The organism is Promicromonospora sp. NPDC057138 (assembly GCF_042670845.1).
Classification (GTDB): Bacteria; Actinomycetota; Actinomycetes; order Actinomycetales; family Cellulomonadaceae; genus Promicromonospora.
Window position 1 is genome coordinate 1 of sequence record NZ_JBHUUX010000067.1, and the last position, 14123, is coordinate 14123.

General features: G+C 75.6%; 9 protein-coding genes. 4 read left to right on the forward strand and 5 right to left on the reverse strand.

Annotated features, from left to right (window positions below; all coding sequences use genetic code 11):
• Positions 1 to 77: 77 nt before the first annotated feature.
• From ACFT2C_RS24460 to ACFT2C_RS24470, 3 genes are all read right to left on the reverse strand, one after another.
• The gene (locus ACFT2C_RS24460) at positions 78 to 1640 is read right to left on the reverse strand and encodes an LCP family protein (RefSeq protein ID WP_377209688.1); all 1563 of its coding nucleotides are present in this window, start codon (positions 1638 to 1640) and stop codon (positions 78 to 80) included.
• Between the two features lie 2 nt (positions 1641 to 1642).
• The gene (locus tag ACFT2C_RS24465) at positions 1643 to 2965 is read right to left on the reverse strand and encodes an LCP family protein (protein ID WP_377209689.1); all 1323 of its coding nucleotides are present in this window, start codon (positions 2963 to 2965) and stop codon (positions 1643 to 1645) included.
• Between the two features lie 138 nt (positions 2966 to 3103).
• Positions 3104 to 3865, reverse strand: a complete 762-nt coding sequence (locus ACFT2C_RS24470; protein ID WP_377209690.1) for a TIGR03089 family protein — start codon at positions 3863 to 3865, stop codon at positions 3104 to 3106.
• A gap of 376 nt (positions 3866 to 4241) precedes the next feature.
• Between ACFT2C_RS24470 and ACFT2C_RS24475 the strand changes: the two genes are divergently transcribed.
• The 3 genes from ACFT2C_RS24475 (at position 4242) to ACFT2C_RS24485 (ending at position 9931) form a co-directional block, all read left to right on the forward strand.
• The gene (locus tag ACFT2C_RS24475; protein WP_377209691.1) at positions 4242 to 4583 is read left to right on the forward strand and encodes a WhiB family transcriptional regulator; all 342 of its coding nucleotides are present in this window, start codon (positions 4242 to 4244) and stop codon (positions 4581 to 4583) included.
• Positions 4584 to 4766: 183 nt separating this feature from the next.
• A complete protein-coding gene (locus ACFT2C_RS24480) occupies positions 4767 to 8312 on the forward strand; it encodes a glycosyltransferase (protein WP_377209692.1) in 3546 nt (1181 codons plus the stop codon).
• The gene (locus tag ACFT2C_RS24485) at positions 8309 to 9931 is read left to right on the forward strand and encodes a DUF5719 family protein (RefSeq protein WP_377209693.1); all 1623 of its coding nucleotides are present in this window, start codon (positions 8309 to 8311) and stop codon (positions 9929 to 9931) included. The genes ACFT2C_RS24480 and ACFT2C_RS24485 overlap by 4 nt, the downstream gene beginning before the upstream one ends.
• Positions 9932 to 9964: 33 nt before the next feature.
• Here ACFT2C_RS24485 and ACFT2C_RS24490 read toward each other — a convergent pair whose 3' ends face one another.
• Entirely contained in the window at positions 9965 to 10588 is a 624-nt protein-coding gene (locus ACFT2C_RS24490) for a metallopeptidase family protein (RefSeq protein ID WP_377209694.1), read from the reverse strand.
• A 108-nt stretch (positions 10589 to 10696) separates the two neighbouring features.
• Entirely contained in the window at positions 10697 to 12076 is a 1380-nt protein-coding gene (locus ACFT2C_RS24495; RefSeq protein WP_377209695.1) for a hypothetical protein, read from the reverse strand.
• Between the two features lie 66 nt (positions 12077 to 12142).
• Between ACFT2C_RS24495 and ACFT2C_RS24500 the strand changes: the two genes are divergently transcribed.
• Complete coding sequence (locus ACFT2C_RS24500; protein WP_377209696.1) at positions 12143 to 13783, forward strand: DUF2142 domain-containing protein; 1641 nt, start codon at positions 12143 to 12145, stop codon at positions 13781 to 13783.
• Positions 13784 to 14123 lie beyond the last annotated feature (340 nt).

Sequence of the window (14123 nt, forward strand, 5' to 3'; positions counted from 1 at the left end):
CAGAGGTAGAACTCTGGCGAAGTAGAACTCTCGCGAGAGTTCTACTTCGCCAGAGTTCTACCTCGGCGGAACGGGGGTCAGGAGCCGGGCATGCCGCCTACCTTTTCGCCGGCCTTGTAGTCACCGTCGCGGATCTTGGCCCAGAACTCGGGGGTCTGGTTCTCGTCGAGCAGCACCGCGGACGCGCCGGTCGGCGTCCGGTAGCCGATGGTGGCGATCGGCGGGGTGCCGGTCACGCCGTCCTTGCCGTTCGCGGATCGGAACGCGAGGCCCAGCATCGCGAGGTCGACGATGCCCGAGTCGGTGTCGGTCACGACGGCGGCCAGGCCCGCGTCGGCGAGCGCGACCTGCTTGGCCGGGTTCAGGAGGGTGGCCGGGTCGCCGACCTTCTTGCCCACCTGGGCGATGACCTGCTGCTGGCGCTGCGCGCGGCCGATGTCGCCGGTCGGGTCGGAGTACCGCATCCGGGAGAAGGCGATGGCTGTCTTCCCGTCGACCTCGTGGCAGCCGGCCTTCCACTTGAGCTTCGACTTCACGTCGTGCACGTCGTAGTCCAGGCACAGCCGCACGCCGCCGACGGCGTCCACGACGCCCTCGACGCCGCCGAAGCCGACCTCGACGTAGTGGTCCACGGTGAGCCCGCTGAGCGCCTCGACCGTCTTGACCAGCATCGGCGCGCCGCCGTAGGAGTACGCGGCGTTGATCTTGTTGCTACCCGAGCCGTCGGGCATCACCGCCCAGGTGTCACGCGGGATCGAGATGAGCGCCACGGGGCCCGACGTCGGCTTGTGCAGCAGCATGATCGTGTCGGTACGCGCACCCGAGGTGGAGTCGTCGATGCCGCCGCTGCCGCGCGCGTCCGAGCCCGCGAGCAGGTACGTCGTGCCCGGGGTGTTCTCCGCGCCCGACAGGGCCTCGACGTGCTGGACCTTGCCGTTGGCCCAGATGAGCAGCCCGATCGGCCAGGCGAGGACGACGAGGATCACCAGCACGGCGATCACGCCCGCCACACGGCCCTTGCGGATCCGGATGTTGCCGCCACCCCGTCCGCCCGAGGCGACGCCGCGCGCGGGGTAGCCACCGCCCCGGCCACCGCCGCCGGCCGGGGGACGCGGCGCGGTGCGCACCGGCGTCGGGCGGACGGGGCCCGCGCTGGCCCGGACCGGGCGGCCCGGGGGAATCGCCTGCGGCGGCTGCCCGCCGCCCGGCGGCGCCGTCCGCGGCGGGATCGACCGCGGCGGCGCGCCGGACTCGCTGCGCGCCGGCATCCCCGACCTTCGTGGTGGGACGGGCGGGGGATTGTTGCGCTGGCCGGACACCGGTACCTCCCGGGAAGACTGCCTACGGATACGTGGTTCACTACGGGCCCCGTCGGAGCCTTCCGGCCGTCCGATGCGGTGGGCGCCACCGACGCCGGGGACCCCGACGCCGGGCGTCTCCGCGGGCCCGCCCCTCTCGTTGCTCGGCGCCGCGCCCGGCAGGATCCGCGGACGCTCGCCCGTGTCACCCACCGGGATGGCGTCGTCCGCGCCGGGACGCCCGCTCACGCCCTGGGGCGTGAAGCTGGGCGGTATCCGGACGCGCGTCACGTCGTCGTCGGCCTCGTGGGCCGAACGGTTCGACGTCCTGGGATCAGACATGGCTAGCCGCAGACCTTGGTGGTGTCGGCGCCGGTGAAGGCCTCTTCACCGGCTTGCTTGATCTCGGTCGAGGCCGGGTCGGGCTCGGAGGTGCCTTCGGTACCACCCTCGGTCCCGGTCTCCGTGCCGGCTCCTGCCTCCGTCCCGGCCTCCGCGCCGTCGCCCGCGCCGTCCGTAGGAGCGGACGTCGAGGCGTCCGCCGACGGGGCGTTCGGGTCGAAGCCGACGGGCCTGTCGTTCTTGACGTTGTCCCACAGCTGTACGGCCTCGTCCGTCCACACGACGTTAGCCGCGTTGTTCGGGTCGTACTCGTTGGGGACGGTCATGAACGTGATCGTGTCAGGCCGCACGTTCCGCATGGAGTAAGCCAACCCGGCGAGTCCGTCGATGCTGGCCAGCTCGTCGTTCATGGTGAGCGAATCCGTTACCGCATTGAGGAACTTGAGGGTCTTTGCCGGGTTGGTCAGCACCTCCTGGCTCAGCACCTTGCGGGCGAGCGAGGCCATGACCTCCTGCTGCCGCCCGATGCGGCCCAGGTCGGACCCGTCGCCGAGCCCGGTGCCCGTCCGGGCACGGGCGTAGTCGAGGGCCTTCACGCCCTGCAGGGTATGGGTCCCCGGCTCCAGAGACAGGTGGTTCGCCTTCGCGGAGTAGATGGGCTCCTCGACGCAGACCTCGACGCCACCGACGGCGTCGATCATCGAGGAGAACCCGGCGAAGTCGACGACCACGAAGCCGTTCATGAAGACGCCGGTCAGCTTCTCGATCGTCTTGACCGTGCACAGCGCGCCGTCGGCGACGGTGCCGCCGGCCTGCACGCCCTGCGAGAACGCGGCGTTGAACTTGGTGCCGTACAGCTCGGCAGTGGTCGCGCCGTCGTTCGTCGTGCAGCTCGGGACGTCCACCGTCGAGTCGCGGGGGATCGACACCATCTCGACCCGCGACCGGTCGCCCGAGATATGCATGACCATCGTGGTGTCGGACCGCGCGCCCATCTCGCCGCCGCCGGCCAGGCCGCCGTTGTCCCCGTCCCGCGAGTCGCTGCCCATGACCACGATGTTCAGGGGAGTTCCCGCGTTCGGGTCGTCGGGCAGCACCTGCTTGGGCCGGTCCGGCCCGAGCACCTCCATCTTGGCGGTGTCGATGTTCCCCGTCAGCCGGGTCACGGCCGTCGCGGCACCCGCCGCGCCGAGCGACAGCACGGCGACGAGCACCATCCCGACGGTGCGGGACGCGCCGCTTCCCATGGCGTTCAGCGCCCGGGCATGCGACGGCCCCTTGACGGGTTTCGTCGCACCTGGGGCGCTGAAGTCAGGAAATGTCACGGCCACCGATCCTAGATGCTGGGTATTGCACGGCGGCGCACCGCCCGGGGTCGGACCGTAGAGGGTTCGTGGAGAAGCCCGATGACCCTGTGTGGCCAGCCGCTGACCGGCCCGTGACCGGCCAGTTCGGGGCAGTCGCTACCCGCGCGGTCCCTGCGCCTGCTCGCTGCTGAGCAGGCGGGCCAGGCGCGCCTCGTCCTGCTCCAGCACGGCCGCGGTGGCCGCCGACGTGAGGACCACGGAGCCACCGCCCGCCCAGACGCCGAGCAGCTCGCGCAGCACGTCCGCCACGGCCCCGCGCCCGTCCACGAGCACGCGCGCGCCGTCCCCGGGCTCCGGGACCAGGCCCTCGTGCCCGACGGCGCCCGCGGCGCTCACCAGGGCGTCCTGGTCGGGGTCGACCTCGGGCACCCACCCGATCGCGTCGCCGTAGGTCATCACTGCCGACGCGGCGTCGATGGCGCCGGCAGGCAGGTCGCCGTCGTACCGGCGGGCGAGCGCGGGCAGGGAGACGACGACGAGGTCGGCGCCGGTGCCCGCCCAGCGGTCCGGGCCGTCGGTGACGACCACGTCCGGGTGGGGCGCGCCGGCGCCCTGACCCTCGGCGTCGGGCAGCGCCACGGTCGCGCCCGCGCGCCAGGCCGCCAGCGCCCAGACGGCGGTGCGCCAGTGCACGGGCAGGTCGACGACGATCCGGGTGCCCGGGGCGGCGTCGAACTCCTCGACGAGGAGGTTGACGGTCTTGCTCGCCCAGTTGGCGAGGACGGCGCCGGACAGCTCGACGCGCTCGCCGTCGTCGCCGTACCAGGTGAGGCGCGGGCGGCCGCCGTCGGCGGCGAGGCGGGCGAGGAGGGAGGCGACGTCGGGCACGGGGCCGCCGCTGCGGGGCGCGATCTGCATGCGGCCCAGCCTAGGTGGCCGCCCCGAGTCTGATGGCTCCGAGGGCTGCGGCGGGGGCGCTGGCAGGGGCACCACGCGCCTGGCGTGTCGAACCGCCGTGTCGGCCGTCGGTGAAAAAAATGGACCGTGGGTGAGACGTGCGCCACGACCTGCGGAAGGACTGGTGAATTACCCGTGGAACCCGAGGGCGATAGCACATTTCCGCTTGACGACTCCAGGCGACACGCGTGTAATTCCATGTATGCAGTTTTCGTAGCGCATACGCAACGGGGCCAGGAAGCTGCAGGTCTGGCCAGGCAAGATAGATCGGCGACGTTGATCGGCAGGGTCGGCCGGCAAGGCCCCGGAGCACGGACACGGCATGGAGGGGCACGTCATGTGGAACATTCTGGAATCGGACGTGGAGTTCCCGACTGACGCTGAGAACAAGGCGGCGCCGGTAGCTCCGGTGCTACCGCTTTTCGGCGAGCTGTACCAGCTGACGGAGCCGGACGAGTCGCTGCTCGGCTGGCAGGAGCGCGCCCTGTGCGCGCAGACCGACCCGGAGGCCTTCTTCCCGGAGAAGGGCGGGTCCACACGCGAGGCCAAGAAGGTCTGCTCCGGCTGCGAGGTCCGGGCGGAGTGCCTCGACTACGCGCTGGAGAACGACGAGCGGTTCGGCATCTGGGGCGGCCTCTCGGAGCGCGAGCGGCGCAAGCTGAAGCGCCGCGCGGTCTGAGCCGAAGGCGCAGCGCAGGGTGGGGGCCGAGGAACGAGGCACCCGCCCGAAGCGGAGCCGCAGTCTCAGACGGCAGACGAGCAGAGTCTGAGCCAGCGGCCCGGAGCGGAACGCGGAGTCTGCGTGCCCGACCGGCGTGTCTGCGGCGTGTCGGCGCCGACGCGCCGCATCATGCGAAGCGAGATGAGCGCTCCACGTACCGACAGCCTGTCGGCTCCCAGTCCGGACCGGGGTCACCACGAGGCCACGGTAGGACCCGTCTGGGCCAAGGTCCCGGCCCGGTCCTCCAGCTCTGCGCCCGTGGCGGTGATGGTGACCGCCGTCGTCGTGACCCGAGGCAGCAGCCCCTACCTCGCCGCGACGCTGGCGGCGCTGCGGACGCAGTCCCGCACCCCTGACTCCGTTGTGGTGGTCGACGTCGACACCGCTCCCGCGACGTCGGGCCACCAGGACCTGCAGCTCGGCGGGGCGCGGTACGTGGCCGGTGCGGGCGCCCGCACGTTCGGTGAGGCGATCGAGGTCGCGCTCGCCGCGACCGGCGTCCCGGAGCACGGCTGGCTCTGGTTCCTGCACGACGACTCCGCCCCCGCGCCCGGCGCCCTGGGCGCGCTGACGCGCTCCGTGGAGCACTCGAACGCGGTGGCCGTGGCGGGCTGCAAGCAGCGCCGGTGGGAGACCGGCCCGGACGGCACGCCCCTCGACCCCAGCCTTTCCGACCGGGGGGTGCTCGTCGAGGTGGGGCACACCGTGTCGCCGCTCGGCCGGCGCATGACCGGCATCGACGACACGGAGATCGACCAGGGCCAGCACGACTCGCGCGAGGACGTGCTCGCCGTCGGGCTCGCGGGCGCGCTGGTGCGGGCGTCGGTGTGGCGCCAGGTCGGCGGCACCGACCCGGCCTACGGCCAGCTCGGCGACTCCACCGACTTCTGCCTGCGGGTGCGGCTCGCGGGCCACCGCGTGGTCGTGGTGCCCGACGCCGTCGTGCGGCACGCGCAGGTGGCCCTGCGCGCACCCGGCTCGTCCGGCGCGCGCCGCCGCAGCCAGCTCTACCTGCGGCTGACGTCGGTGGCGCCGTGGATCCTGCCGTTCGCGATGCTCGCGATGGTGGTCTGGGCGCCGTTCGCCGCGGGCTACAGGCTCGCGATGAAGCAGCCCGACCAGGCCCGCGACGAGCTGGTCGCGCCGCTGTGGGCGCTGTTCCGGCTGGGGCTGCTGCTGCGCGCCCGGCGGCGGATCGCGCGCACCTCGACCGTGCCCCGCAGCGTGCTGCGGCCGCTGCTCGGCACCTGGCGCGAGGTGGCCGAGGAGCGGCGCGACAAGCGGCTCGCCCGCGGCGAGGCCCACCGGGTGGACGCCGTGCCGTCCGACCTGGAGCAGGCCGAGCTGCAGGCACTGGCCGTGCGGCGCCGCTCGGCCCTCGCCGTGGTCGTGCTCGCGGCGGTGGGCCTGGCGGCCGCGCTGTTCGGCCCCGCGCTGGGTGCGCTCGCCTCGGGCGGCCGGCTGGTCGGCGGGGCCCTGCTCCCGGCGGGCGGCACGACGGCGACCGCGTGGTCGGCCGCGACGTCCGGCTGGGTGCGGGACGGGCTCGGCGCAGCCGCGCCGGCCGACCCGCTGCTGTTCGTGCTGACGGGCCTGTCGGCCCTGGCGGGCGGCTCGCTGCAGCACGCGGTCGACGCGGTGTTCCTGCTCGCGGTGCCGCTGGCCGCCGTCGGCGCCTGGGCCGCCGCGGGGGCGGTGACGCGCTCGGTGTGGCTGCGCGTGGTCGCGGCGTTCGCCTGGGCCGTCGCGCCGACGTTCCTCGGCGCGCTGGACGGCGGCCTGCTCGGCGCCGTGCTCGCGCACGCGCTGCTGCCCTGGACCGCCGTGGCGCTCGTCCGCGCGGTGCGCGGCCAGGCCGTCGACCGGATCGGGCCCCTGGAGGGCACGAAGGAGGGTGCTGCCGAGGAGGCGCCAGTCGCCGCGCGGCTCCCGCGCACCGGTGCGGGCTCGCTCGGCGCGGCGGGCACCGGCGGGCTGCTGCTCGCCTGCGTGGTCGCCGGTGCGCCGGCCCTGCTGCCGGCCGCGATCCTCGTGCTGGTCGTGACGGCGCTCGCCGCCCCGCGCCGCAGCGTCTACCTGGCGCTCGCGCTCGTGCCCGCCCTCGTGGTCGGCGCCCCGCTGTGGTGGACGGCGCTGCGCGACGGCGACCGCGGGCTCCTGACCGCCGAACCGCTGGCCGGGTCGGGCGTCCCCGCGCCCGGCACCGCCTCGGGCCTGCAGCTGCTGCTCGGCCTGCCGTCCGCCCCCGGTCCCTGGTTCGACGTGCCCGACGGCGGCGGCCCGGCGCTCGTCGCGGCACGCGCCGTCGTCGCTGCGGGACCGTGGGCGGCCGGAGTGCTGGTGCTCGCGCTGGCGCTCGCCGGCCTGCTGGCCGCGCTGCTCGGGATGGGGCGGCGGCAGGCCGGGGACGCGGCGGACCGCGTCGCGACGACGTCCCTGGTGGGCTGGCTGGTCGCGGCCGCGGGCCTCGCCGTGGCGCTGCTCGCCCAGGACGACGGCCGGTGGTCCGGCCCCGGCCTGTCACTGCTGCTGCTCGGCCTCGGCGCCGCCGCGATCGCGGGGGCGGGCGCGCTCGCCGGGCGCGGGTTGCGCAGAGCGGACAACGTCTACGCAGAGCAACACGCTCCTCGGCACGGGACCGCGCTGCGCGGCATCCTCGGCGTGGCGCGCAGCGTCGGGATCGTCGCTCTGGTGGTGGTCGCGCTGCTGCTTCCCGCGGCCCAGGCCGCCGCGTGGCTGATCGGTTCGGGCAGCGTCGCCGGCGCCGGGCGGACCGGGATGCTGCACGTGACGACCGACCCGGCGGTTCCCGCCGTCGGGCAGCAGATGCAGGCGCCGCCGCGGCAGGCCCGCGTGCTCGAGGTCGGGTTCGCGCCAGATGCGGAAGGAGCCCCGGACGGCACCGTCCAGTACGCGCTCCTGCGCGCCGACGGCTCGCAGCTCGCCGACGCCTCGGCGGCCGCGCGGGCGTCGGGCGAGCCCGCGGACGAGGGCGCGGCGGACGACGCGGCGGCCGACGGGGCGGCCGACCCGGCGCGAGACCCGGCCGGCACGCTGGACGCGGCGGTCGCGGCGCTCGTGTCGGGCGCGACCGACGGGGTGCCGGAACAGCTCGCGGACCTGGGGATCGGCGCGGTGCAGGTCCGGTCGGACGACGGCACGGGCGCAGGTCCGGACACCGGCGCGGACACCGGCGCGGACACCGCTGACGGCGCAAGGCTCGGGACCGGGGCCGCCGTGGGCGACCTCGTGGCGACGCTCGACATGGTGCCCGGCATGAGCAGGATGACCGAGGGGCAGGCTGTCTCGGTGTGGCGGGTGGCCGCCACGGGCGAGCCCGCCCCCGGCTGGGCTCGCGTGGAGGAGGGGGGCACCACGCAGGCCGCGCTGCCGTCGGCCGGCACGGAGGTCCGGGCCGACGTCGCGGCGGGCGGCGCGGACCGCGCGGTAGTGCTGGCGGAGGCCGCGGGCTCGGGCTGGTACGCGACGCTCGACGGGCGCCGGCTGGAGCCGGTCGCCCTGGACGACGCGCCCGGCCTGCAGGCCTTCACGCTCGGGCCCGACGCCGGGCACCTCGTGGTCGGGTACGAGGCGCCCCACCGCGCGGCCTGGCTCGTGCTGACGACGTTCACGCTGGTGGTCTTCGCCCTGCTGGCCCTGCCGGTGGGACGCAGGAGGGTTCGATGAAGCAGGGGTCGATGAAGCGGAAGAAGCGCGTGGTCCCGGCCGGCGCGCGGCGGGCGGCGGCCGCGGTGGGCGGCCTGCTGTGCGCGATGGCGGTCGCCGCCCTCGCGGTCACGGACGGCGGCACCGGGCAGGCCGCCACGCCGCCGTCGGACGACGTCCGCGCCGTCCCCGTCGCCGCCGCCGAGACCGGGCTGGTCTGCCCGATGCCGGCGGAGCTGGAGCAGCCGGACGTCGGCGACGACCAGTTCAGCGCCACGCCCGTGGGCACCACCACGTCGCTGACCGGGGTCGTGCTGGACGGGGCGGAGGGCGAGCAGCCCTCGCTCGCCAGGCTCGACGGGGCACAGACCGGCGACCTCACGGGCCCGCTGGAGACCGGCGACGCAGCAGCGGTGCGCGAGGGACCGGTGTCCGGCGCGCGCCTGCTGCGCGTCACGCCCGGCGGCGCCACCTTCGCCACCGGGACCGTCGCGTCCGTGACCACGGAGGGCGACCTGCGCGGCATGGTCGCCGGGCCGTGCGCCGCGCCCGCCGTCGAGCACTGGCTGGTGGGCGGCAGCACGGCCGTGGGTTCGAGCGGGCGCCTGGTGCTGCAGAACCCCGGCCGCACGCCGGCCACCGTGACGCTCGAGGCGTGGGGCGCCTCCGGGCCCGTGGCGCTGGGCAGCCAGTCGCTCGTCGTCGTGCCGCCGGGGGAGCAGGTGGTCACCATGCTGGAGGCCATCGCCCCCGACCAGAGCCGCCTCGCGCTGCGCGTCACCGCCGAGGGCGGGCGCGTGGGCGCCTATGTGCAGCACCACCGGATCGAGGGGCTGGTGCCAGCCGGCGCCGATCTCGTCGTGGGCGGCGGCGCGCCCGCGCGCACGATGGCGGTGTCCGGCGTGGTCAGCACCGGCGAGGCGGTCGACGACCCGCACGGGCCGCACCTGGACCTCCTGGCGCCGGGCGACCGGGCCGGCACGGCGTCCCTCGCGGTGCTCGGGCCTGACGGGCCGGTCCGGCTGCGCGGCGGCGAGGAGGTGGCCCTCGAACCGGGCCAGGTCACGACGCTGCCGCTCGGCGGGCTGCCCGAGGGCACCTACACCGTGGTCGCGGACGCCGACGTGCCGGTGGTGGCGGGTGCCGCCGTCGACCGGAAGGGCACCGCCGCGGACGACGCGGTGATCGACGACGACCCGTACGACCGCGCCTGGCTCGCCGGGCAGGCGGTCCCCTCGGCGGGTGCCCTGGCGGACGGCGCGGTCGCCGTCCCGGCGGACGCCGCCTACGGCGTGACGCTGAGCGGCGTGCCCGAGGAGCGCGACCCCGAGCAGATCGAGGACGTCGAGGGCAGCACCGAGGTGGCGCTGCGCGGCATCGGGCCGGACGGCGCCGAGGCCTGGACGCGGAGCGTCGACGTGCCCACCGGGCAGACCATCGAGGTGCCGTGGGCCGAGCTGTCGGAGCTCGGCGACACCGCGGCGGTGGTCGCCGAGCAGCCCGCCGACGAGCCCGGCGTGGTGTGGTCGGTGCGCCTGGCGGACGAGGCCGAGACGTCGCTGTTCTCGGTGCTGGCGCCGACGGCGCCGCTCGCGGCCGGCGGCGACGTCAGCGTGCGTCGGGTCGACGCCGTCGGCTGAGCCGGAGCCGGAGCCGGAGCCGACCGCGGCCGGTCAGGACCGGTCGCCGAAGTTCGGGTCGATCTCCTCCGGGGTGCGCGCCAGCATGTGCGCCACCTGCTCCACGACGACGTCGCGCACCAGGTCGGCGAGGTCCTCCGTGTCGAAGGCCCGCACCTCGACGGGGCGCCGGTAGACCACCACGCGCCCGGGGCGCCCCGCCTCGGCGGGGAAGAAGCGGCCGAGCAGCACGCCGCCGTCCTCCCACGGGGCCGGGTCCGACGGCGGCACGTCCTCGACGGCGAACTCGGTGCCGCGCAGGTGCGTGGCCCACGTGCGGTCGAGGTCGTCGACGACGTCGAGCACGAGGTCGTCGAACCGCTGAGCGCGGGTGCGGTGCGCGGGGGTGCCCGGCGGGAACATCGGGCCGCGCGGGCCGCGGCCGCGCCGGTCCCGGCGCCGGGGGACCGCCCGTTCCGCGGTGTCCTCCCCGGAGCTTCCCTCGGAATTGCCCGGGCGGACGGCGGCGAGCCGGAGCAGGTCCGCCTGCGAGGCCTTGGAGATGCCGGGCGAGCTGCTGGTGGAGCCGGACGGACCCGAGCCGGAGGCGCCGGAACCGGTGGGACCGGACCCGCGGCCCGACCGCCGGTTGCGGCCACGAGGAGAGAACGGAGGCACATACTGACAATACGTCCGATCGGGGGCACGTTCGGTCACCGCCACGAGGTCACCACGACGACGTCGTGAACCAGCACGATCACCGCCGCTACGGCACCCCCACGGGGGTCACACCGCCGGGGCGGGCGTGCGCCGTCGGGCAACGGCCAGGCCGGCCACCGCGACGGCGACCGCCACGCACGTGGCCCCCCAGGCCACCCACGCGCCGGTCACGGAGAGCGAGCCGTCGGGCCACGTCCCGGCGTAGCGCGGCGCGGAGACCGCCACCCACACTGCCTGGTCGATCAGGGGCACCGCGCACCAGAGGCCGGCCGCCCAGGGCAGCCAGCGGCGCGTCGAGACGAGGCCGTGCGCCACGAGCATCGCGAGGATCCCGATCACCGGGAGGAGGTAGCGGGGATGCGGCGAGCCGCCCCCCGCCGTGTAGACGAGCTGCATCGCCAGGGTCGCCGCGACCGCCGTCGCGCCGGTGACGAGGATCAGCACGTCGGCCCGCTCGGTCGCGGGCAGGCGGGCGTCCCGGACCGTGCGGATCCCCGCGGCCACGGCCAGCGCGGCGGGGGCGACCAGCAGGACCAGCACCACTGCGACGTCGGGCAGCTGGTCGTGCCCGAACACCGCGAGGAGCCGGGTCCAGACGCCGGCGTCGGCGAGCACGTCGGTGACGGGACGGGCCGCCCGGTCCAGGTTCTGGGCCGCCCAGTCTGGGTGCCCGCCCGTGACGGACCCCGTCAGCGCGACGTTGCGCAGGTAGAACCAGCCGGACGTCGCCGCCACGGCCGCCGGGACGCCCAGCGCGACGACGACGGCGCGCACCGCCTCGCCGCGGCCGTCGTGCAGCCCGGCGGTCCGCAGGACCACCCCAGCCAGCACCGCCGCGACCAGCACGCCCACCATGACCACCGTGTGCAGGCGCGAGCCGAGGCACAGGGCGGAGACCGCGATCAGCCCGGCGGCGCGCGGCCAGGTCAGGCCGGACCGGACGGACGACGCCGCGAGCCCGAGCAGCCAGGTGGTGAGCAGAGCGGCCAAGATGTCGTTGTAGCCCGACCCGCCGACCCGGGCCACCCACGCCGTCGCACCCACGACGAGCGCGGTGACCGGGGCGACGAGCGGCGATGCGGGGAACGCCCGCCGGGCGGCCCAGGCCGCCACGAGCACGAGCGCGCCCGCACCCAGCACGTTCAGGCCGCGCGCGGCGTAGACCGCCGCGACGATGTGCCCGCCGTCCACGAGCGGCCCGACCACGGGCGCCAGCACCACGTAGTACAGCGGCGGGTGCTGGGCGGCCCACTGCACCGGCGGCACGGAGCCGGCCTCGGGCGCGAGCACCAGGCCGTCCTCGAAGACCGGCAGGTGCCCGGTCCACACCTGGTACGCGTAGTCGAGGTGCGCCGTCTCGTCGCCGGTGTGCAGCGGAGGGCTGAGCAGTGCCTGCACGAGGGAGGCGAAGATCGCGGCCAGGACGGCGGCGGGTACGAGACGCACGGGGCACACAGTAGGGCTTCCCGCCCACGTCCGGACGACGCGGCCCGTGCGCCCTATCCTGTGTGCGTGCGCGACGATCCTGCCGAGGTGGCGTACCGCCGGGGCCTTGCCCTGATCACCGCCCTGGTCATGCTGACCGGTGTGCTGTGGGCGGTCCTGGCCCCGCCGTTCCGCGCGCCGGACGAGCCGCAACACGTCAACAGCGTGCTGCGCCTCGCGTACGGCGGCGGATGGCCGGCCGCGGGCGAGGCGCTGGTGGGTCCCGCCGTCGACGCCGCCCGGGAGCAGGCCGCGCTGGACACCGACCTGCCAGGCCGGCACTACGACCGGGTGGACGTCCCCCCGTTCCTGGCGGTCCCGCCCGTCCCGGACCGCGACCGGTTCGTGGTCGACGCCGGCAACGCACTGGCCGACCCGCTGCCGGCCGGCACCAGCACGCGGCACCTGCCGGAGGACGCCGTCGACCAGATGACGCAGCATCCGCCGCTGTACTACGCCCTCGCCGCGGTGGTGCTCCGCGGGACCGGCCTGGCCGAGGCGCGCTGGGACCACCAGCTCCTCGCGCTGCGCCTGCTCGACGTCGCGCTGCTGCTGCCGGTGCCGCTGCTGGCCGCGGCGGCCGCGCGCCGGCTGTCGGGGTCGCGCCCGGCGGCGCTCGTTGCGGCGTCGTTCACGCTCTTCGTGCCGCAGGCCGGGCACATCATGGGCAGCGTCACCAACGACGCGCTCGTGACGGCGAGCGGGGCGGTCATCACGTACCTGTGCGTCGTCGTGCTGGGTGGTGACCTGCGCGCGCGGACCGCCGTCTGGCTGGGCATCGCGCTCGGGGTGGGGCTGCTGACCAAGGTGATGGTGGTGTTCGCGCTGCCGATGGTGGTCGCGGCGTACCTGATGGCACCCGGCTCGCGCGCCGCGAGGCTGCGCGGCACGGTCCTGGCGGGCGCCGTCGCCCTGGTCGCCGGCGGCTGGTGGTGGGTGCGCAACCTCCTGGTCCTGGGGACGGTCCAGCCGGTCGGCATCCCGGACCGCTTCGCCGACGGCGAGCCGGCGGGCCTGTGGCACTTCCTGCGGACCGGCGTGACGCAGCTGACCAGGTCGTTCTTCGGCAACTTCGGCTGGCTCGAGCTGCGCATCCCGGACGGGTTCTTCTGGACGGCGTCGGTCACCATCGGCGCGCTGGCCGTGATCGCGATGGTGCGCACGGCGTCCGCCCGGCGCGCGGTGGGCATGCTCCTGCTGCTGCCCGCCGCCCTGTGGCTCGCGGTGCTGGTCAACGCCTGGCCCGGCTATCAGGAGACCGGCCTGATCATCGCCGTGCAGGGCCGGTACATGTTCGCCGGGCTCACCGCGTTCTCGGTGACGACGGCGCTCGGCGCGGTCGCGCTGCTGGGCTCCCGGACCGGCCGGGCCGCGCCGTGGATCGTGGGTGCGGCCTGCGCGGCCGCCGCGAGCGGCCTCGCCTTCGGGTTCTGGGGCTTCTACCAGGGCCCGACGTCGACGGTGGCCGACGCCGCGGCCCGCTGGGCGGCCTGGAGCCCGCTGACCGGGCCTCAGCTCGCGGCGCTGGTCTCGGTGCTCGCGCTGGTGGCGGCGGCCGCTGTGCTGGCCTGCGGCCTGCTCGCCCGCACCACGGTCCTCGCGGAGACGACTGCGGCCCCGCAGGCGAGAGCCGCGACCACCGCGGCAGGCACCGGTAGCTCCGGGTAGTAGCCGGCGGGCGGCGCGGAGGACAGCTGAACCACCAGCCAGACCACCAGGTCGGCCAGGGCGATGGTGGTCCAGACCGGGAGGTACCGGCGCAGGCGCGTCGACAGCCCCGCCGCGACGGCGAGGCACAGCGGGAGCGAGACCACGAGCAGGTAGCGCGGGTAGACGCCGCCACTGCTCGCCGCGTACAGCACCTGCAGGGTGACGGCGACGGCGGCGGCCGCCGTCGGCAGCGCGAGGAGCAGCAGGCCGTCGGTGCGCCCGGCGCCCGGGTCGTCGGCGTTGCCCGCCATCGACTCGTGCGTGAGCCGGCGGGCGCGCCGCAGGCCGGCCACCAGCG